A 20,201-nucleotide genomic window follows, 5' to 3' on the forward strand; every position below is an offset into this window, starting at 1 on the left:
AATCGAAGAGAATCGATGTGAAAGTACTAACTGTATTTGGCACGAGGCCGGAAGCCATCAAGATGGCTCCTCTGGTCCATGCGCTGGCAAAGGATCCTCATTTTGAGGCGAAAGTATGCGTGACTGCGCAGCATCGGGAGATGCTCGATCAGGTGTTGAAACTATTCTCCATCACCCCGGACTACGATCTTAACATCATGAAGCCGGGGCAGGGGCTCACCGAGATCACCTGCCGTATTCTTGAGGGGCTGAAGCCGGTTCTGGAGTCGTTTAAACCCGACGTGGTGCTGGTGCATGGCGATACCACCACCACGATGGCGGCGAGCCTGGCGGCGTTTTACCAGCGCATACCGGTGGGCCATGTAGAGGCGGGTCTGCGGACCGGCGATTTAAGTTCGCCGTGGCCGGAAGAGGGCAACCGTACGCTGACCGGGCATCTGGCGACGTACCATTTCGCCCCTACGGAAACCTCGCGGCAGAATCTGCTGCGGGAAAACATTGCCGACAGTCGCATCACGGTGACCGGGAATACGGTCATCGATGCCCTATTCTGGGTGCGCGATCGCGTTCTGGGCGATGAAGCGCTACGGGAGACCCTGCTGCAGCGCTATCCTTTCATTAGCCACGGTAAAAAAATGATTCTGGTTACCGGCCATCGGCGGGAAAGCTTTGGGCTCGGCTTTGAGCAGATCTGCCAGGCGCTGGCGGAGATAGCCCATACCCACCCTGAGGTGCAGATTGTCTATCCGGTTCACCTGAATCCTAACGTCAGCGAACCGGTGAACCGTATTCTCGGCCATATCGACAACGTGATGTTGATTGAACCGCAGGACTACCTGCCGTTCGTCTGGTTGATGGATCGGGCCTGGCTCATCCTGACCGATTCCGGTGGTATTCAGGAAGAGGCGCCTTCCCTGGGGAAACCGGTGCTGGTCATGCGCGATATGACCGAACGTCCGGAAGCGGTGGCCGCCGGTACCGTCTGTCTGGTGGGCACCGACAGCCAGCGCATCGTGGCGGAAGTCACGCGACTGCTGGAGGATGATGCCGCATACCAGGCGATGAGCCGCGCGCATAATCCTTATGGCGATGGCGAAGCATGTCGTCGAATTTTGTCTGCACTTAAAAATAATCAGGTAACGCTATGAGTTTTTCTACCATTTCAGTGATTGGCCTTGGCTATATCGGGCTGCCAACCGCTGCCGCGTTCGCCTCCCGGCAGAAGCGGGTGGTCGGCGTTGATGTCAATCAACATGCCGTGGAGACCATTAACCGTGGAGAGATTCATATCGTGGAGCCGGATCTGGCGAGCGTGGTGAAGACCGCGGTCGAGCAGGGATATTTAAGCGCCACCACCACCCCGGTGGCAGCGGATGCCTACCTGATTGCCGTGCCGACGCCGTTTAAAGATCGCCACGAGCCGGATATGGTGTTTGTCGAGTCGGCGGCTAAATCCATTGCGCCGACGTTAAAGAAAGGCTCGCTGGTGATCCTCGAGTCCACCTCGCCGGTCGGGTCGACCGAACAGATGGCTGAGTGGCTGGCGGAGATGCGCCCGGACCTCAGCTTTCCCCAGCAGGTGGGTGAAGCGGCGGACGTGAATATCGCCTACTGCCCGGAGCGGGTATTGCCCGGCCAGGTGATGGTCGAGCTGATTAAAAACGACCGCGTTATCGGCGGCATGTCGCCGGTCTGCTCCGCTCGCGCCAGCGAGCTGTATAAAATCTTCCTCGAAGGCGAATGTGTGGTGACCAACTCGCGTACCGCCGAGATGTGCAAGCTGACGGAAAACAGCTTCCGCGACGTCAACATCGCTTTTGCCAACGAGCTGTCGCTGATTTGCGCCGATCAGGCCATTAACGTCTGGGAACTGATCCGCCTGGCGAACCGCCATCCGCGAGTGAATATCCTGCAGCCGGGACCGGGCGTCGGCGGCCACTGTATCGCCGTCGACCCGTGGTTTATCGTGGCGCAAAACCCGCAGCAGGCGCGTCTGATCCGCACGGCTCGTGAGGTCAACGACCACAAGCCGGAATGGGTTATCGAACAGGTGAAGGCGCAGGTAGCTGACTGCCTGAATGCCACCAACAAACGGGCCAGCGAGCTGACCATTGCCTGTTTTGGCCTCGCCTTTAAGCCGAATATTGACGACCTGCGCGAAAGCCCGGCAATGGAAATTGCCGCGCAGATTGCCCGCTGGCACAGCGGCACGACGCAGGTAGTTGAGCCCAACATTCACGCGCTGCCGAAGAAACTCGACGGTCTGTGTACGCTGGCGACCCTCGATGCGGCGCTGGCCAGCGCCGACGTGCTGGTGATGCTGGTCGATCACAATGAATTTAAAGCCGTTAGCGGCGACAGCGTCACCCAGGCGTATATCATCGACACCAAAGGAGTGTGGCGGTGAGAACCATTCTGGTCACCGGCGGCGCGGGCTTCATTGGTTCGGCGGTAGTGCGGGAGATTATCCAGCACACCGCCGATCGCGTAGTGGTGGTGGATAAACTGACCTACGCCGGCAATTTAATGTCGCTGGCGCCGGTGGCGCAGGATGCGCGTTTCGCCTTTGAACAGGTGGATATCTGCGACCGCGGCGAGCTGGACCGTATTTTCGTGCAGTATCAACCGGATACAGTGATGCACCTGGCGGCGGAAAGCCATGTCGATCGGTCGATTGACGGCCCGGCGGCATTTATTGAAACCAATATCGTGGGCACCTATACGCTGCTGGAGGCGGCCCGTAGCTGGTGGAATACGCTGGCTACGGCGCAAAAATCGGCGTTTCGCTTCCATCACATCTCCACCGATGAAGTGTATGGCGATCTGCACGGCAGCGATGATTTCTTTACCGAGACCACGCCCTATGCGCCAAGCAGCCCCTATTCGGCCTCGAAAGCCAGCAGCGACCACCTGGTGCGTGCCTGGCTGCGGACCTATGGCCTGCCGACGCTTATCACCAACTGCTCGAATAACTACGGCCCATATCACTTCCCCGAGAAGCTGATCCCGCTGACCATCCTCAACGCGCTGGCAGGCAAGCCGCTGCCAGTGTATGGCAATGGACAGCAGATCCGCGACTGGCTGTACGTGGAAGATCACGCCAGAGCGCTGTATCTGGTGGCGACCCGCGGCGAACCGGGCGAGACTTACAATATCGGCGGTCATAACGAGCGTAAAAACATCGAGGTGGTGGAAACCATTTGCGAATTGCTCGAAGCGCTGGCGCCGCATAAGCCGCAGGGCGTGGCGCACTATCGCGACCTGATCGCCTTTGTTGCCGATCGCCCGGGCCACGATCTGCGCTATGCCATTGATGCCTCGAAGATCGCCCGTGAGCTGGGCTGGACGCCGGCTGAGACCTTCACTTCCGGTATGCGTAAGACCGTGGCGTGGTATCTGGCGAACGAGACATGGTGGCGCCAGGTTCAGGACGGAAGCTATCAGGGCGAGCGTCTTGGACTGCAAGGCTAATCATCTCAGGGGGGAATGATGAAAGGTATTATTCTGGCGGGGGGTTCCGGAACGCGACTGCATCCCATCACCCGCGGCGTGTCGAAGCAGCTGTTGCCGATCTACGATAAGCCGATGATCTACTACCCGCTGTCGGTATTAATGCTGGCCGGGATCCGTGAGATCCTGATCATCACCACGCCGGACGATCTGCGCGATTTCCAGCGCCTGCTCGGCGATGGCTCAGAGTTTGGCATTGCGCTGCACTATGCCGTACAGCCGACGCCGGATGGTTTAGCCCAGGCGTTTATCATCGGCGAAGCCTTTCTTAACGGCGAACCGGCGTGCCTGGTGTTAGGCGACAACATCTTCTTCGGCCAGAGCTTCAGCCCCAAGCTGCGCAGCGTGGCTGCCCGCACGGAAGGGGCGACGATTTTTGGCTATCAGGTGATGGATCCTGAGCGCTTTGGCGTGGTGGAGTTTGATGACAACTTTCGCGCGCTGTCGCTGGAAGAGAAGCCGAAGCAGCCGAAGTCGAACTGGGCGGTCACCGGTCTCTATTTCTACGATGGCAAGGTGGCGGAGTACGCCAAACGGGTCAAGCCATCCGAGCGCGGCGAACTGGAAATCACCTCCATCAACCAGATGTACCTTGAAGATGGCGCACTGACCGTCGAACTGCTTGGACGCGGCTTTGCGTGGCTGGATACCGGCACCCACGATAGCCTGATCGAGGCCAGCATGTTCGTGCAGACCGTCGAGAAGCGTCAGGGCTTCAAAATCGCCTGTCTGGAAGAGATCGGCTGGCGCAACGGCTGGCTGGACGACGACGGCGTCAAACACGCGGCGAAGCGGTTGGAAAAAACCGGCTACGGCCAATATCTGCTGGATCTGCTCCGTGCCCGTCCGCGCCAGTATTGATCCCCTGGAGTGGGAGAACCGCTTCTTTGCCGTTAACAGCGCCGTCGTTCACTTTGACGAGCATGCGCCGCGGCTGACGCCTGAGGCGCTGGCGGGGTGGTCGCGAGTGCAGGCGAAGGTAGCCGCCAGCGACACCGTCCGGCTCGACGCGCTGCAGCAGCTGGGTTTTCAGCTGGTGGAAGGCGAGGTCGATCTGGCGCTACCGGTGGGCAACCCTGCGGATGCGGGCGCCGACGTCGCCGTGGAGGCGGATATTGCGCCACTGCGCGAGCAGGCGGCGCAGGCCTTTGCGATGAGCCGCTTTCGCGCGCCCTGGTATGCTGCCGACGCCAGCGGCCGCTTCTATGCCCAGTGGATTGAAAATGCGGTGCGCGGCACCTTCGATCATCAGTGCCTGATTTACCGCCATCCAGAGGGCGATATTCGCGCCTTTGTCTCTCTGCGCCAGCTCAATGCCACCGAGGCGCGTATCGGCCTGCTGGCCGGACGCGGCGCCGGGGCGCAGCTGATGCAGGCGGCGCGGTACTGGGCCGCTTCGCGCGGACTTTCTACACTGCGGGTGGCGACCCAGATGGGCAACACCGCCGCGCTTAAACGTTATATTCTCAGCGGTGCTAATGTGGAAAGCACCGCCTACTGGCTATACAGGTGACCCCATGATCCCATTTAACGCGCCGCCGGTGGTTGGAACCGAGCTTGATTACATGCAGTCTGCGATGAACAGCGGCAAGCTGTGCGGCGACGGCGGCTTTACGCGCCGCTGCCAGCAGTGGATGGAGCAGCGTTTTGGCACGGCAAAAGCCCTGCTAACCCCTTCCTGCACGGCTTCGCTGGAGATGGCCGCGCTGCTGCTGGATATCCAGCCGGGCGACGAAGTGATTATGCCCAGCTATACCTTTGTCTCCACCGCCAATGCCTTTGTGCTGCGCGGGGCGAAAATCGTCTTCGTCGATATCCGTCGCGATACGATGAATATCGATGAAACGTTAATCGAAGCCGCTATCACCGATAAAACCCGGGCGATCGTCCCGGTGCACTATGCCGGCGTAGCCTGCGAGATGGATACCATCATGGCCATCGCCGACAAGTACAACCTGTTCGTGGTGGAAGACGCCGCGCAGGGGGTGATGTCCACCTACAAGGGGCGCGCGCTGGGCACCATCGGCCATATCGGCTGCTTCAGCTTCCATGAAACTAAAAACTACACCGCCGGCGGTGAGGGCGGGGCGACGCTGATCAACGATCGCACGCTGGTGGAACGTGCGGAGATCATTCGCGAAAAAGGCACCAACCGCAGCCAGTTCTTTCGTGGCCTGGTGGATAAATATACCTGGCGGGACATTGGCTCCAGCTATCTGATGTCCGACCTGCAGGCCGCCTATCTGTGGGCGCAGCTGGAAGCGGCGGAGCGCATCAACCAGCAGCGTCTGGCGCTGTGGCAGAATTACTATGACGCGCTGCTGCCGCTGGCCCGCGCGGGACGTATTGAACTGCCGACGGTCCCGGCTGACTGCGGGCAAAACGCGCACATGTTCTACATTAAGCTGCGCGATATCGAGGATCGCAGCAGGCTTATCGCCTGGCTGAAAGAGGCGGAGATCCTCGCGGTATTCCATTACATTCCCCTGCACAGCTGTCCGGCAGGCGAACACTTCGGCGAATTCCGCGGTGAAGACCGCTATACCACCCAGGAGAGCGAGCGCCTGGTGCGCCTGCCGCTGTTTTACAATCTGTCTGTGGTGAACCAGCGGACGGTGATTAACTCGCTGCTGAGCTACTTCTCCTGATATGTCGTTAGCAAAAGCCTCATTGTGGACGGCGGCCTCGACGCTGGTCAAAATCGGCGCCGGGCTGTTGGTCGTCAAGCTGCTGGCCGTCTCGTTTGGGCCCGCGGGCGTTGGTCAGGCCGGTAACTTCCGGCAACTGGTCACCGTGCTCGGCGTGCTGGCCGGGGCCGGGATATTTAACGGCGTCACGAAGCTGGTGGCTCAGCATCACGACGATCCCCCGCGCCTGAAGCAGGTGGTGGGCACCTCGTCGGCGATGGTGCTTGGCTTTTCCACGCTGCTGGCGCTGGTGTTTTTACTGGCGGCGGCGCCGATAAGCCAGGGGCTGTTCGGTCATACTCATTATCAGAATCTGGTACGGCTGGTGGCGCTGGTGCAGATGGGGATCGCCTGGGCGAACTTCCTGCTGGCGCTGATGAAAGGCTTTCGCGATGCGGCGGGAAACGCCTTCTCGCTGATTGCCGGCAGCCTGATTGGCGTGGCGGCCTATTATGCCTGTTACTACTTCGGTGGTTACCAGGGGGCGCTGCTGGGGCTGGCGTTAGTGCCGGCGCTGGTGGTGATCCCGGCGGGCATCATGCTCTGGCGGCGGGGTAATATTCCGCTGAGCGCCCTGCGTCCGCGCTGGGATAACGGTCTGGCGGGACAGCTATCGAAATTTACCCTGATGGCGCTGATAACCTCAGTGACCCTGCCGGTGGCTTATGTGATGATGCGTAATCTGCTGGCGGCGCATTATGGCTGGGAGGCGGTCGGTATCTGGCAGGGGGTGAGCAGTATCTCCGATGCCTATCTGCAGTTTATTACCGCCTCGTTCAGCGTCTATCTCCTGCCGACGCTGTCGCGGCTGAGCGCCAAAACGGATATCACCCGCGAGATAGTCAAGTCGCTGAAATTCGTCCTGCCGGCAGTGGCGGCGGCGAGCCTGACGGTCTGGCTGCTGCGCGATTTTGCCATCTGGCTGCTGTTTTCCGATCGCTTTACCGCGATGCGTGACCTGTTCGCCTGGCAGCTGGTGGGCGACGTTTTAAAAGTAGGCGCCTACGTCTATGGCTATCTGGTGATCGCTAAAGCGTCGCTGCGTTTTTATATTCTGACGGAAATCAGCCAGTTCACGCTGCTGACCGCATTCTCACACTGGCTTATACCGGCGCACGGCGCGGTTGGCGCGGCGCAGGCGTATATGGCCACTTATATTGTTTATTTCGCCCTTTGTAGTGGCGTGTTTTTACTCTGGCGTAAACGGGCATGACAGCACTGATACATGTACTGGGATCGGATATCCCGCATCATAACCAGACCGTACTGCGGTTCTTTAACGACGAACTGGCCGCCGATCCGCAGGCCAGGAGATTTATGGTCGTCGGTGATGAGGCCAGCGTGCGTGATGGGTATCCGGCGCTGGACATCACCTGCTATCCGGGGAAGAAGTCGCTGGCGCAGGCGGTGATTGCGCAAGCCAAAGCCAACCGTCAGCAGCGCTTTTTCTTCCACGGCCAGTTCAATACCGGCCTGTGGCTGGCGCTGTTGAGCGGCGGTATTCGCCCATCGCAGTTTAACTGGCATATCTGGGGGGCGGATCTGTATGAAAACGCGACCAGCCTGAAGTTCCGCCTGTTCTATCCGCTGCGCCGCCTGGCGCAGGGGCGGGTAGGGCGCGTTTTCGCCACCCGCGGCGATCTTAGCTGGTTCGCTAACCGCCATCCGCGCGTTCCGGGCGAACTGCTCTACTTCCCGACCCGTATGGATCCGGCGCTGAATACCCTGGCCGAAAACGCGCCGCGCGGCGACACGCTGACCATTCTGGTGGGCAACTCCGGGGATCGCAGCAATGAACATATTGCCGCGCTGAAGGCTATCCATCAGCAGTTTGGCGATACGGTAAACGTCATCGTGCCGATGGGCTATCCGGCGAATATCGAGGCCTATATCAATGAGGTTCGTGAGGCGGGGGCGGCGCTGTTTAGTCGCGAGCATCTGCAGATCCTCAGCGAGAAGCTTGAGTTTCATGATTATCTGGCGCTGCTGCGCCGCTGCGATCTGGGCTATTTCCTGTTTGCGCGTCAGCAGGGGATCGGCACCCTGTGCCTGTTGATTCAGGCGGGCATTCCCTGCGTGCTCAACCGCGAAAACCCGTTCTGGCAGGATATGACCGAGCAGCATGTGCCGGTGCTGTTCACCAGCGATGCGCTGGACGTCAGCGTGGTGCGCGAAGCGCAGCGCCAGCTGGCGAGCGTGGATAAGTCGGGTATCGCTTTCTTCCGGCCGAACTATCTGACGGGCTGGCAGCGGGCGCTACGGTTAGCGGCGGAGGGGCAGGCATGACGTTAATGCAATTTAGCGGGCTGCTGGTGGTCTGGCTGCTGTCGACGCTGTTTATCGCCACCGCCACCTGGTTTGAGTTCCGTCGGGTACGCTTCAACTTCAACGTCTTTTTCTCGTTGCTGTTTCTGCTGACCTTTTTCTTCGGTTTCCCGCTGACCAGTATTCTGGTGTTCCGCTTTGACGTCAGCGTGGCGCCGCCGGAGATTTTGCTGCAGACGCTGCTGATCGCGGTGTGCTTCTACGCGATCTACTACGTGACCTATAAAACGCGGCTGCGTCCGGCATCGCGTGAGGTTACGCGTCGGCCGCTGTTTACCATGAACCGGGTGGAAACCCATCTGGCGTGGGGCATACTGATGGGGCTGGCGCTGCTGTGCGTCGGCATCTTCTTCGCCCACAATGGTTTCCTGCTGTTTAAGCTCAACTCCTACAGCCAGATTTTCTCTGCTGAAGTCTCCGGCGTGGCGTTGAAGCGCTTCTTCTACTTCTTTATCCCGGCGATGCTGGTGGTCTATTTCCTGCGCCAGGATTATAAGGCGTGGATTTTCTTCCTCGTCAGCACCGTGGCCTTTGGTCTGCTGACCTACGCTATCGTCGGCGGGACTCGCGCCAATATCATCATCGCCTTCGCCATCTTCCTGTTTATCGGCATTACTCGCGGCTGGATCAGCTTGTGGATGCTGGCTGCGGCGGGCGTGCTGGGCATCGTCGGCATGTTCTGGCTGGCGCTGAAGCGCTACGGGATGAACGTCAGCGGCGACGAAGCGTTTTATACCTTCCTCTATCTCACACGCGATACCTTCTCGCCGTGGGAGAACCTGGCGCTGCTGCTGCAAAACTATGACAAGATCGATTTCCAGGGGCTGGCGCCGATGATCCGCGACTTCTACGTCTTTATCCCCAGCTGGATGTGGCACGGTCGTCCGACGATGGTGCTCAATACCGCCAACTACTTCACCTGGGAAGTGTTAAACAACCATTCGGGGCTGGCGATTTCGCCGACGCTGATTGGCTCGCTGGTGGTGATGGGCGGCGTCTGGTTTGTGCCGCTGGGCGCTGTGGCGGTCGGGTTGATTATTAAATGGTTCGACTGGCTGTATGAGCTCGGCAACCGGGAGAGCAATCGCTATAAAGCGGCAATCCTGCATAGTTTCTGTTTCGGCGCTATCTTCAACATGATAGTGCTGGCGCGCGAGGGGCTGGATTCGTTCGGCTCCCGCGTGGTGTTTTTCCTCGTGATCTTTGGTATCTGCTTGCTGGCGGCGAAACTGCTGTACTGGTTCCTGGATAGCGTGGGACTGATTCATAAGCGCGTAAAACCGCTTTCGCAACCGCAAGTCTGAGAAGGATGGACATGACTGGGACCATTTCCGCGCCGTTGTACCTGTTAAGAGGGCTGCAGCTCATAGGCTGGCGCGATATGCAGCACGCTCTGGATTATTTGTATGCCGACGGCGTTCTCCGGGAGGGGACGCTGGTGGCGATTAATGCCGAGAAAATGCTGGCCGTAGAGGATAACCCCGAGGTGCGGGCGCTGATTGAGGCGGCGGAGTTTAAATATGCGGATGGCATCAGCGTGGTACGTTCGCTGCGTAAAAAATATCCGCAGGCCCAGGTGTCCCGCGTGGCGGGAGCCGATCTCTGGGAAGCGTTAATGCAGCGCGCCGGCGCTGAAGGCACTCCGGTGTTTTTGGTCGGCGGTAAACCTGAAGTCCTGGCGCAGACGGCGTCCAGCCTGCGCCAGCGCTGGCAGGTGAATATCGTCGGCAGCCAGGACGGCTATTTTGCGCCTGAGCAACGGCAGGCATTGTTCGAACGCATTCGCGACAGCGGGGCGAAAATCGTCACCGTCGCCATGGGGTCCCCGCGTCAGGAGATCTTTATGCGCGACTGTCGGCGCCTGTACCCGCACGCGCTGTATATGGGCGTCGGCGGCACTTACGATGTTTTCACCGGGCACGTTCATCGGGCGCCGAAGTTCTGGCAGGATCTGGGGCTGGAGTGGTTTTACCGCCTGGTTTCCCAGCCGAGCCGGATTAAAAGGCAGGCCCGGCTGCTACGATATTTACGTTGGCATTACACCAATAAACTCTAATATTCCTCTGCATTCTGGCGAGTTTGTGTCCATTTTCTGTTTAATGTCTTTACTCGCCTGATACTTTATTTGCCATTTCCATAAAATTCATTAACCATTCGCAGGCTTCATACGCGCGGGGGGAGACCTGCGCGTCGGCAAGGCTATGAGTTCAGTTAATAACAATAACCGGGAGTACCCGGAATACGGCAAACACAAGAGGATATATGACTGAGAAAAAAGCGGAGCTCCAGCGTGGACTGGAGGCCCGGCATATTGAACTGATCGCCCTTGGGGGGACGATTGGCGTGGGGTTGTTTATGGGGGCGGCCAGTACCCTGAAGTGGGCTGGGCCTTCCGTGCTGCTGGCGTACATTATCGCTGGCCTGTTCGTCTTTTTCATTATGCGCTCAATGGGCGAAATGCTGTTCCTTGAGCCCGTCACCGGCTCCTTCGCGGTGTATGCGCATCGCTATATGAGCCCCTTCTTCGGCTACCTGACCGCCTGGTCGTACTGGTTTATGTGGATGGCGGTGGGCATCTCTGAGATTACCGCCATCGGCGTCTATGTGCAGTTCTGGTTCCCGGAGATGGCGCAGTGGATCCCGGCGTTAATTGCCGTGGGGCTGGTGGCGCTGGCTAACCTCGCGGCGGTCCGGCTGTACGGTGAAATCGAGTTCTGGTTCGCCATGATTAAAGTGACCACCATTATCGTGATGATCGTCGTGGGCCTGGGCGTCATTTTCTTCGGCTTTGGCAACGGCGGCCACTCCATCGGTTTTGGCAACCTGACCGAACATGGCGGCTTCTTTGCCGGCGGCTGGAAGGGCTTCCTGACGGCGCTGTGTATCGTGGTCGCGTCCTATCAGGGCGTGGAGCTCATCGGCATTACCGCTGGTGAAGCGAAAAATCCGCAGGTCACACTGCGCAGCGCGGTGGGCAAAGTGCTGTGGCGGATCCTGATTTTCTACGTCGGTGCGATTTTCGTTATTGTCACCATCTTCCCATGGGATCAAATCGGCTCCAACGGCAGCCCGTTCGTACTGACGTTTGCCAAAATCGGTATTACCGCCGCGGCGGGGATTATCAACTTTGTGGTGCTGACGGCGGCGCTTTCCGGCTGCAACAGCGGGATGTACAGCTGCGGACGTATGCTGTACGCCCTGGCGAAGAACCGTCAGCTGCCGGCGGCGATCGGTAAGGTATCGCGCAACGGCGTTCCGGCCGTCGGCGTGGCGCTGTCTATTCTGATCCTGCTGGTAGGCTCCTGCCTGAATTACATCATTCCTAATCCGCAACGGGTGTTTGTCTATGTCTATAGCGCCAGCGTCCTGCCGGGGATGGTGCCCTGGTTTGTGATCCTGATTAGTCAGCTGCGTTTCCGTCGCGTACATCGGGCAGCGATAGCCAGCCATCCGTTCCGTTCGCTGCTGTTTCCGTGGGCCAACTATTTCACCATGGCTTTCCTGATCTGTGTGCTGATCGGGATGGGGCTGAATGATGAAACCCGGATGTCGCTCTTTGTCGGCATTATTTTCCTTGCTGCCGTTACCCTGATTTATAAGGTGTTTGGCCTTGGAAGGCAGGGGCAAGTCAATAATACGGCTGAATAAGCGCCAAAACGAACAAAGCATGAGCAAACGATAATTTTCTTTTAAAAGGCACTAGACAGCGGGGGAGGAAGTCCGTATTATCCGACCCCGCAACGGCGCTAAGCGCCCGTAGCTCAGCTGGATAGAGCGCTGCCCTCCGGAGGCAGAGGTCTCAGGTTCGAATCCTGTCGGGCGCACCATTAACCCGGTGCTGGAGCTGCGGTGGTTTTAATACCGCGTAAAAGGTTTGCAGTGGTGGCTATAGCTCAGTTGGTAGAGCCCTGGATTGTGATTCCAGTTGTCGTGGGTTCGAATCCCATTAGCCACCCCATTATTTGATAGAGTTGTGAATTTGCGAAGGTGGCGGAATTGGTAGACGCGCTAGCTTCAGGTGTTAGTGTTCTTACGGACGTGGGGGTTCAAGTCCCCCCCCTCGCACCACGACTTTAACGAATTGAACTAAAAATTCAAAAAGCAGTATTTCGGCGAGTAGCGCAGCTTGGTAGCGCAACTGGTTTGGGACCAGTGGGTCGGAGGTTCGAATCCTCTCTCGCCGACCAATTTTGAACCCCGCTTCGGCGGGGTTTTTTGTTTTCTGTGACTTCCTGCCATGACTTATTCCCCTGATATTGCTGATAAAAAATCTTCTCTTTGCTTAAGAATACGCGTCAGGAAAACTCTCAATTCATCACTGTGGTAGATGCAATTTCCCTGGATCCTGTGCGATAATAATCGGGTAGATGCTCATTCCATCTCTTATGTTCGCCTTTGTGCCTCATAAACTCCGGAATGATGCAGAGCCGTTCTTACGGTGCTTATCGTCCACTGACAGATGTCGCATTTATGCCTCATCAAACACCATGGACATTACGTTGAGTGAAGCACCCAATTTGTTGTCAAACAGACCTGTTTTAACGCCTGCCCTGATTTCAGCGCAGGCGTTTTTTTCTTTCAGGGGGAGCGTCAACGGGAAGGCGGGGGAGAAGGGCTATCGCCCCGCAGGAGGCGACAGCCAGGTGAGGTTATTGCTGAGGGTTATTCTGCAGCGTCAGCAGCAGACCATCGCGGCGCATGGTAGCCGCTTCCTCCGGTTGATGGAGACGATCCAGAGCATCCGCCAGCCAGGCGTAATCAAAGGCATCCGGACGCTGCTTAAGCGCGGCGCGGAAGGCGATGCTGGCCTCCTGCCATTCGCCGTGCCGCATCAGCGACTGGCCCAGGGTGCTCCACAGCAGCGGACGATCGCCAACGGCTTTGATCTGCTGGCGCAGTACTTTCTCCAGCTGTTCCGGGTTATTGGTCTTCAGGCGCGGGATCGGCATCACCAGACGGTCGTCATACTGTTTCTTCAGACCATCAATAATAATTTGCTGCGCGGTATCGTGATCGTCGCTCTCGATGAGGCGCTCGGCCATCGCCACCTGCAGCGGCACCAGCGCCCGCGTTTTACGGCTCTGGTTGCGCCACCATTCGCGCAGCCCCTCGCTGCCGCCGTCGGCCAGCGCTTTGTCCATCAGGCCAACCCATGCCAGCTGTTCCAGCGCGGCGCGGTGCTCTTCATCGCCGACGTTAGCTTTCGCCATCGACGGAATGATATCCAGCAGCGACTGCCAGGCGCCGGTACGGGTATAAGCCTGTTCGGCGAGGCGCAGCACTTCCGGATGACGCGGGGTGATTTCCAGTAGCTTATCGATGCCATGACGCGCGGCGTGATTTTCATTGCGCGCCAGCTGCAGGCGAACGCGGGTGATTTCCACCGGGATCAGGTCATCGCCCGCCAGGTCGGTGGCGCGCTCCAGATGCTGGTTAGCCCGCGCTTCATCGCCGCGCTGCTGGGCCGCTTCCGCCGCCAGCAGATAGTTCACCACCGGCTGTTCGGCGTGATCGGCGTTTTTCGCCATCAGCTTCTCAACCTGCTGGTAATCGCCTTCCGCCAGCTTAAGCAGCGCCTGCTCGGTTTGCTTACGCGCGCGACGGCGTTTACGGCCGACAAACCAGCCGCGCGTATGCGCCCCGGTGCGGAAAATACGGCGCAGCAGCCATTCAATGGCGAACAGCACCACCATGGCGAGGATCAGGATGATCACCAGCCCGGTCACGCTGGTCTCGATATTGTAATTATCGGTCTGGATCAGGACGTAGCCCTGATGCCCGGCGATCATCGGGCCAAGCACGATCCCGGCGATCAACAGTGCGAAGAGTAAAAGAATTTTCAGCATGCGTTACTCTCCTTGCGGCGCAGCGGGGGCGGCCGGTGCAGCAGGTGCAGGCGAGGGCGCGCCGCCTGCGGAAACGGCAGGCTGCGCCATCAGATTACGCACCCGGGTCTGCATCAGTTTTTCCAGCAACGCCTGGCTCTGCAGCGTTTCCGGCACCGTCATGGTAATGCTTTGCTGACTGAGCTTATCCACCTCTTCAAGGAAGGCTTTAGTGGTGGCGTCATCGGTATCGTAATAGGCGCGTACCCAGGTCGAGACGTTATCCAGCGACTGTTTCCAGGTCTCTTCCTGATGGCGCGGCACTGCCTGCGCGGCGACCAGCAAGCGAGAGCGAATATTTTCCCGCAGATAGATATCCTGATTCGGCGCCAGCAGCGGGACCGCCGTTTCATCGCGGCGGCGCACGGTGATAAAACTGTCCATAAAATTCTGCCAGCTTTTCTGCAGATTGACGCGCCATTCGCTGATGGAGCTGGAGAGCTCATCGCTATCAGAATCCATCGGCGAATCGTCATCGTTATTATCCGCCAGCCGCAGGTTATCGATTTGGTTCGCCAGCTGATTAACCTTGAGGATCATGCCGTCGTAGTCGACCTGGTTTACCGCGGAGAGGGTGGCGATATCGTCGGTGATCGCCCGGCGGGCGCCGATCAGGCTTGGGTCATTCATGTCGGCGAGGCTGGCGTCGGCGCTTTTCAGCAGCGCGGCGGCGGTGGTGACATCCTGATCGCTCCACAGCTTACGTCCCGCCAGCTTGACGAGGAAGTCGGCCTGGGCCAGCAGCCAGGTTTTGGCGTCGCTACCGGAAATGACCGCCACTTTTTGCTGGACTTCGTCCAGCTGTTTGGCCAGCGTCTCCTGCTGATGTTTGGCTTCGTTTAGCTGCTCGGCCTGCTGTTTGATAATGCCTTCCAGTTCGCTTTTTTGGCTCTCCTGCGCTTTTTGCAGCGCCGCGACCTGGCTTGATAATTCAGAGGTGGTTTCGTTTTGACGCGAGGCCTGCTGTTTGTTCAGGCCATACAGGCCGATACCGGCGGCTATCGCAATGGCGATAGCGATCGCGCTGAGCGCCAGGCTGGTTTTGTTGCCAGCCTTCTTCTTATCAGTGTTCTCTGGCTGTGGTGTGGTCTCCACGGCCTCCCTGGTCTCTTCAACCACGGCGGATTGATTTTGTTGTTCCGTCATTATGGCTTCCAATGTTGAGAGTTATTGTAATGCGCGTAGCAGCGCATCGTTGTCGGCGCTATCGGCAACCTGAATCTCCTGCCAGCCCAGCTCCCGGGCCTGAAGGGCCAGACGTTCGCTGACAACGACAACGCGGCAGTGCAGGAGCCACCGTTCGCGATACCATTGCGGTATTAACGACCATAGCTGCTGCAGCATCTCGCCGCTGGTGACCACCAGCGTGGTGACCCCGCGAGATTGCCAGCGCATCGCTTCTTCTGCGCCATCGTAATGCTTTGCACTACGTTGATAACATTCACAAAATGTGACCCTGGCGCCGCGCTCGGTCAGCGTCGCGCCTAAGAGTTCCCGCCCACCATTGCCGCGTAAGATCAGCGCATTCTTCCCGGCAATGTTTTGTAATTCAGGTAATTGTAGCAAGACTTCGCTAATTTCCCGATCTAACGGGTAATGGATGTGCTGCCCGCTGACCGTATGCAGGGCCAGCGCCGTCGTGCGGCCAATGGCAAAATAACGCGGGGAAGTGGGCCAGGGCATACCCTGTTGCTGCAGACGGGCATGGGCGAACTCCACCGCATGCTGGGACAGCGCGAACAGCAGATCGTCAGGCCCCAGGCGGGCAAGCGCGTCGCCCAGCGCGGGAAGCTCCCGACCGGGCGTAAATTCTATCAGCGGAAAGCTCCAGGCCACGCGTCCCATGGCCCGCAGACGGCTGACCAGCGCTTCTCCTTGCGGTAGTGGACGAGTGACCAGGATGCTCATCGTGGGGCTTCTCCATCATAAACTGCCGCGAGAATATCGCGGGCACCGTTATCCAGGAGCTCTTCCGCCAGCGAGATGCCAAGCGCTTCGGCCTGCTCTGCTGGCCCGCGCCGTTCGCCGCGTACCATCTGCGAACCATCCGGGGCGCCAACCAGCGCCCGCAGCCACAATTCACCGTCTTTCAGTTCCGCATAGCTACCAATCGGCACCTGACAGCCGCCTTCGAGACGCGTGTTCATCGCCCGCTCGGCGCGAACGCGCACTGCCGTTTCCGTATGGTTGAGAGGCGCTAACAGCCCCTGGGTCCATGCATCGTCGAGACGGCATTCGATGCCCACCGCGCCCTGGCCGACCGCCGGCAGAGATTGCTCAGGCGACAGCGGCTGGCGAATTCGCGCCTCGAGCTGCAGGCGCTTCAGGCCGGCGGCGGCGAGGATGATGGCGTCATACTCGCCGTTATCCAGCTTACTCAGTCGGGTACCGACGTTACCGCGCAGAGAGCGGATCACCAGATCCGGACGGGTGGCGGCCAGCTGGCACTGACGGCGTAAACTTGACGTGCCAACGACGCTGCCGGCCGGGAGTTCATCAATCGAGGCATAGCGATTGGAGACAAACGCGTCGCGCGGATCGTCGCGCTCGCAGATAGTCACCAGCCCCAGCCCCTCCGGGAATTCCACCGGCACATCTTTCATCGAATGAACGGCGATATCGGCGCGCCCTTCGAGCATGGCAAGCTCTAACTCTTTCACAAATAAGCCCTTGCCACCCACCTTTGCCAGGGGAGTATCAAGGATGACATCCCCGCGAGTGACCATCGGCACCAGCTCGACCTTCAGTCCGGGATGCGCTTGTTCCAGGCGCGCTTTAACATATTGCGCCTGCCATAGCGCAAGCGGGCTTTGCCGTGTGGCAATTTTCAAAACTTTGTCTAACATGCTTGTTACCGTCATTGTCGACCACTAACCATCCTAACATTGTTGTCTTACGGATGTTAGTTTTCACGGTTTATGTGGGAGATAGCTCCGGCCCACTCTTTTTTAACCTTTCATGCGCGTGGGCGGTTGCCGGAGGCGTAGTGAGGAATTTACAGGTAATAAACGGTGCTACACTTGTATGTAGCGCATCTTTCTTTACGGTCAATGAGCAAGGTGTTAAATTGATCACGTTTTAAACCATTTGTCTGTCCGCTGCTCTTCACAACCACACCGACGACGAATGGTGACGGTTTTTGTTGAAATACTGAAATCCTCCGTACTATTGTACCTCGGGTTTTTGAACATCAGGCGATATGTCTTGTACCTCTATATTGAGACACTGAAACAGAGACTGGATGCCATCAACCAACTGCGCGTGGATCGCGCGCTTGCTGCCATGGGACCCGCTTTCCAGCAGGTTTACAGTCTACTGCCAACGTTATTACATTATCATCACCCGCTGATGCCGGGTTACCTTGACGGTAACGTTCCCCGTGGCATTTGCCTCTACACGCCTGATGAAACCCAACGCCACTATCTTGAAGAACTGGAACTGCATCGCGGCATGCAGACCCAGGAGCCGCCGAAAGGCGAGCTGCCGATCACCGGCGTCTACTCGATGGGCAGTACCTCCTCCGTCGGCCAGAGCTGTTCTTCCGATCTGGACATCTGGGTATGTCACCAGGCCTGGCTGGATAGCGAAGAGCGCCAGCTGCTGCAGCGAAAATGCAGCCTGCTTGAGAGCTGGGCGGCCTCGCTCGGTGTGGAAGTCAGCTTCTTCCTGATCGACGAAAACCGCTTCCGCCATAACGAAAGCGGCAGCCTCGGCGGCGAAGACTGCGGTTCGACCCAGCATATTTTACTGCTCGATGAGTTCTACCGCACCGCGGTCCGTCTCGCCGGCAAGCGTATTCTGTGGAATATGGTGCCGTGCGATGAAGAAGAGCATTACGACGATTACGTCATGGGGCTGTATGCCCAGGGCGTGCTGACGCCAAACGAGTGGCTCGATCTCGGCGGCCTCAGCTCGCTGTCGGCGGAAGAGTACTTCGGCGCCAGCCTGTGGCAGCTGTATAAGAGTATCGACTCCCCCTATAAAGCGGTGCTGAAAACGCTGCTGCTGGAAGCCTATTCCTGGGAATACCCCAATAACCGCCTGCTGGCGAAAGATATCAAACAGCGCCTGCACGATGGCGAGATCGTCTCCTTCGGCCTCGACCCGTACTGCATGATGCTGGAGCGCGTCACCACCTACCTGCAGGCCATCGAAGATGAAACCCGTCTCGACCTGGTGCGCCGCTGCTTCTATCTGAAAGTGTGTGAAAAACTCAGCCGCGAACGCGCCTGCGTCGGCTGGCGTCGCGAAGTCGTCAGCCAGCTGGTCAACGCGTGGGGCTGGGATGAAAAGCGTCTGATGATGCTCGACAACCGCGCGAACTGGAAAATTGATGAAGTGCGCAAGGCGCACAACGAACTGCTCGATGCGATGATGCAGAGCTATCGTAATCTGATCCGCTTCGCGCGGCGCAATAACCTCAGCGTCTCCGCCAGTCCGCAGGATATTGGCGTGCTGACGCGTAAGCTGTATGCGGCTTTTGAAGCGCTGCCGGGCAAAGTGACGCTGGTGAACCCGCAAATATCGCCGGACCTGTCGGAACCGAATCTGACCTTTATCCACGTGCCGCCGGGTCGCGCCAACCGTACCGGTTGGTATCTGTACAACCGCGCGCCGGATATGGAATCGATCATCAGCCATCAGCCGCTGGAATATAACCGTTATCTTAATAAGCTGGTGGCCTGGGCCTGGTTTAACGGCCTGCTGACCTCACGCACCCGCCTGTTTATTAAGGGCAACGGCATCGTCGATCTGGCGAAGCTGCAGGAGATGGTGGCCGACGTGTCGCACCACTTCCCACTGCGCCTGCCGGCGCCGACGCCAAAAGCGCTATACAGCCCATGCGAAATTCGCCACCTGGCGATTATCGTCAACCTCGAATATGACCCGACGGCGGCCTTCCGCAATCAGGTGGTGCACTTTGATTTCCGTAAGCTTGATGTTTTCAGCTTCGGCGAAGAGCAAAAATGCCTGATCGGCAGCGTCGACCTGCTGTATCGCAACTCGTGGAACGAAGTGCGTACCCTGCATTTCAACGGCGAGCAGGCGATGATCGAAGCGCTGAAAACGATCCTCGGTAAAATGCATCAGGACGCCGCGCCGCCGGACAGCGTGGAGGTGTTCTGCTATAGCCAACATCTGCGCGGCCTGATCCGTACCCGCGTACAGCAGATGATCTCCGAGTGCATCGAACTGCGTCTCTCCAGTACCCGCCAGGATACCGGGCGCTTTAAAGCGCTGCGCGTCTCCGGCCAGACCTGGGGGCTGTTCTTCGAGCGTCTCAATGTTTCGGTGCAGAAGCTGGAAAACGCCATTGAATTCTACGGCGCTATCTCGCACAACAAGCTTCACGGCCTGTCGGTGCAGGTGGAAACCAATCACGTTAAGCTGCCGGCGGTTGTGGACGGCTTCGCCAGCGAAGGGATTATTCAGTTCTTCTTTGAAGATGCGGATAACAACGACAGCGGCTTTAACATCTATATTCTCGATGAGAGCAACCGCGCTGAGGTGTATCACCACTGCGAGGGCAGCAAAGAGGAGCTGGTGCGCGACGTCAGCCGCTTCTATTCGTCATCGCACGATCGTTTTACCTACGGCTCCAGCTTTATCAACTTCAACCTGCCGCAGTTCTATCAGATTGTCGAGGTGGATGGGCGCACCCAGGTGATCCCTTTCCGCACTCAGGCGATTGCCGCCGCGATACCCACCAGCCAGGACGTTACCGCCTCGCCGGTTCTGCAGCAGCGCTACTCGTAGATTTGGCCCGGATAAGTCGTGAGCCGCTATCCGGAGA

16 protein-coding genes and 4 tRNA genes are annotated in these 20,201 nt (G+C 58.4%); 16 read left to right on the top strand and 4 right to left on the bottom strand.

Annotation, left to right across the window (positions count from 1 at the left end; all coding sequences use genetic code 11):
• Positions 1-17 precede the first annotated feature (17 nt).
• The 15 genes from wecB to L2I46_RS20795 all read left to right on the top strand — a co-directional run bounded on the left by wecB (position 18) and on the right by L2I46_RS20795 (position 12,709).
• Positions 18-1,148, top strand: a complete 1,131-nt coding sequence (wecB, locus tag L2I46_RS20725) for a non-hydrolyzing UDP-N-acetylglucosamine 2-epimerase (RefSeq protein ID WP_071997580.1) — start codon at positions 18-20, stop codon at positions 1,146-1,148.
• Positions 1,145-2,407 carry a UDP-N-acetyl-D-mannosamine dehydrogenase gene (wecC, locus tag L2I46_RS20730; protein ID WP_050534268.1) on the top strand — a complete coding sequence of 421 codons (1,263 nt, stop codon included), beginning with the start codon at positions 1,145-1,147 and terminating at the stop codon, positions 2,405-2,407. The genes wecB and wecC overlap by 4 nt, the downstream gene beginning before the upstream one ends.
• Complete coding sequence (gene rffG, locus L2I46_RS20735; RefSeq protein ID WP_044521750.1) at positions 2,404-3,471, top strand: dTDP-glucose 4,6-dehydratase; 1,068 nt, start codon at positions 2,404-2,406, stop codon at positions 3,469-3,471. The genes wecC and rffG overlap by 4 nt, the downstream gene beginning before the upstream one ends.
• Before the next feature lie 18 nt (positions 3,472-3,489).
• On the top strand, positions 3,490-4,371 hold the full coding sequence (rfbA, locus tag L2I46_RS20740) for a glucose-1-phosphate thymidylyltransferase RfbA (protein WP_023291555.1): 882 nt from the start codon (positions 3,490-3,492) through the stop codon (positions 4,369-4,371).
• Positions 4,349-5,023, top strand: coding sequence for a dTDP-4-amino-4,6-dideoxy-D-galactose acyltransferase (gene rffC / locus L2I46_RS20745; protein ID WP_023291556.1), 675 nt, complete (start codon positions 4,349-4,351; stop codon positions 5,021-5,023). The genes rfbA and rffC overlap by 23 nt, the downstream gene beginning before the upstream one ends.
• A 4-nt stretch (positions 5,024-5,027) precedes the next feature.
• A complete protein-coding gene (gene rffA / locus L2I46_RS20750; RefSeq protein ID WP_032454506.1) occupies positions 5,028-6,158 on the top strand; it encodes a dTDP-4-amino-4,6-dideoxygalactose transaminase in 1,131 nt (376 codons plus the stop codon).
• Between the two features lies 1 nt (position 6,159).
• Positions 6,160-7,410 carry a lipid III flippase WzxE gene (gene wzxE / locus L2I46_RS20755; RefSeq protein ID WP_032454508.1) on the top strand — a complete coding sequence of 417 codons (1,251 nt, stop codon included), beginning with the start codon at positions 6,160-6,162 and terminating at the stop codon, positions 7,408-7,410.
• Complete coding sequence (locus tag L2I46_RS20760) at positions 7,407-8,483, top strand: TDP-N-acetylfucosamine:lipid II N-acetylfucosaminyltransferase (RefSeq protein ID WP_032454509.1); 1,077 nt, start codon at positions 7,407-7,409, stop codon at positions 8,481-8,483. The genes wzxE and L2I46_RS20760 overlap by 4 nt, the downstream gene beginning before the upstream one ends.
• Positions 8,480-9,826 carry an ECA oligosaccharide polymerase gene (gene wzyE, locus L2I46_RS20765; protein WP_110212293.1) on the top strand — a complete coding sequence of 449 codons (1,347 nt, stop codon included), beginning with the start codon at positions 8,480-8,482 and terminating at the stop codon, positions 9,824-9,826. Before L2I46_RS20760 ends, wzyE begins: the two co-directional genes overlap by 4 nt.
• An 11-nt stretch (positions 9,827-9,837) precedes the next feature.
• Complete coding sequence (wecG, locus tag L2I46_RS20770; RefSeq protein ID WP_023291561.1) at positions 9,838-10,578, top strand: lipopolysaccharide N-acetylmannosaminouronosyltransferase; 741 nt, start codon at positions 9,838-9,840, stop codon at positions 10,576-10,578.
• A gap of 206 nt (positions 10,579-10,784) precedes the next feature.
• Entirely contained in the window at positions 10,785-12,170 is a 1,386-nt protein-coding gene (gene thrP / locus L2I46_RS20775) for a bifunctional threonine/serine APC transporter ThrP (RefSeq protein ID WP_032454511.1), read from the top strand.
• A 102-nt stretch (positions 12,171-12,272) separates the two neighbouring features.
• Positions 12,273-12,349 (top strand) — tRNA-Arg (locus L2I46_RS20780).
• Between the two features lie 55 nt (positions 12,350-12,404).
• Positions 12,405-12,480 (top strand) — tRNA-His (locus tag L2I46_RS20785).
• 23 nt (positions 12,481-12,503) lie between these two features.
• Positions 12,504-12,590, top strand: a tRNA-Leu gene (locus tag L2I46_RS20790).
• Between the two features lie 42 nt (positions 12,591-12,632).
• A tRNA-Pro gene (locus L2I46_RS20795) sits at positions 12,633-12,709 on the top strand.
• A gap of 462 nt (positions 12,710-13,171) precedes the next feature.
• Here the strand turns inward: L2I46_RS20795 and hemY are convergent.
• The 4 genes from hemY to hemC are packed head-to-tail and all read right to left on the bottom strand — an operon-like array spanning position 13,172 to position 17,253.
• Positions 13,172-14,368, bottom strand: a complete 1,197-nt coding sequence (hemY, locus tag L2I46_RS20800; RefSeq protein WP_023291562.1) for a protoheme IX biogenesis protein HemY — start codon at positions 14,366-14,368, stop codon at positions 13,172-13,174.
• A gap of 3 nt (positions 14,369-14,371) precedes the next feature.
• The gene (gene hemX / locus L2I46_RS20805) at positions 14,372-15,553 is read right to left on the bottom strand and encodes a uroporphyrinogen-III C-methyltransferase (RefSeq protein ID WP_023291563.1); all 1,182 of its coding nucleotides are present in this window, start codon (positions 15,551-15,553) and stop codon (positions 14,372-14,374) included.
• 21 nt (positions 15,554-15,574) lie between these two features.
• A complete protein-coding gene (gene hemD, locus L2I46_RS20810; protein ID WP_023291564.1) occupies positions 15,575-16,315 on the bottom strand; it encodes a uroporphyrinogen-III synthase in 741 nt (246 codons plus the stop codon).
• Positions 16,312-17,253 (bottom strand): hydroxymethylbilane synthase, encoded by a 942-nt coding sequence (gene hemC, locus L2I46_RS20815; protein WP_032454513.1) that lies wholly within the window; start codon positions 17,251-17,253, stop codon positions 16,312-16,314. Before hemC ends, hemD begins: the two co-directional genes overlap by 4 nt.
• 358 nt (positions 17,254-17,611) lie before the next feature.
• On the opposite strand from hemC, the gene cyaA reads away from it, so the two are divergent.
• On the top strand, positions 17,612-20,164 hold the full coding sequence (cyaA, locus tag L2I46_RS20820; protein WP_002883383.1) for a class I adenylate cyclase: 2,553 nt from the start codon (positions 17,612-17,614) through the stop codon (positions 20,162-20,164).
• Positions 20,165-20,201: the final 37 nt, after the last annotated feature.

The organism is Klebsiella sp. 2019SCSN059 (genome assembly GCF_021739525.1).
Taxonomy (GTDB): domain Bacteria; phylum Pseudomonadota; class Gammaproteobacteria; order Enterobacterales; family Enterobacteriaceae; genus Klebsiella; species Klebsiella quasipneumoniae.

Coding starts and splice junctions, on each gene's coding strand:
- wecC (WP_050534268.1), top strand. CDS start 1,145: ATGAGTTTTTCTACCATTTCAGTGATTGGCCTTGGCTATATCGGGCTG.
- rfbA (WP_023291555.1), top strand. CDS start 3,490: ATGAAAGGTATTATTCTGGCGGGGGGTTCCGGAACGCGACTGCATCCC.
- rffA (WP_032454506.1), top strand. CDS start 5,028: ATGATCCCATTTAACGCGCCGCCGGTGGTTGGAACCGAGCTTGATTAC.
- wzxE (WP_032454508.1), top strand. CDS start 6,160: ATGTCGTTAGCAAAAGCCTCATTGTGGACGGCGGCCTCGACGCTGGTC.
- L2I46_RS20760 (WP_032454509.1), top strand. CDS start 7,407: ATGACAGCACTGATACATGTACTGGGATCGGATATCCCGCATCATAAC.
- wzyE (WP_110212293.1), top strand. CDS start 8,480: ATGACGTTAATGCAATTTAGCGGGCTGCTGGTGGTCTGGCTGCTGTCG.
- wecG (WP_023291561.1), top strand. CDS start 9,838: ATGACTGGGACCATTTCCGCGCCGTTGTACCTGTTAAGAGGGCTGCAG.
- thrP (WP_032454511.1), top strand. CDS start 10,785: ATGACTGAGAAAAAAGCGGAGCTCCAGCGTGGACTGGAGGCCCGGCAT.
- hemY (WP_023291562.1), bottom strand. CDS start 14,368: ATGCTGAAAATTCTTTTACTCTTCGCACTGTTGATCGCCGGGATCGTG.
- hemX (WP_023291563.1), bottom strand. CDS start 15,553: ATGACGGAACAACAAAATCAATCCGCCGTGGTTGAAGAGACCAGGGAG.
- hemD (WP_023291564.1), bottom strand. CDS start 16,315: ATGAGCATCCTGGTCACTCGTCCACTACCGCAAGGAGAAGCGCTGGTC.
- hemC (WP_032454513.1), bottom strand. CDS start 17,253: ATGTTAGACAAAGTTTTGAAAATTGCCACACGGCAAAGCCCGCTTGCG.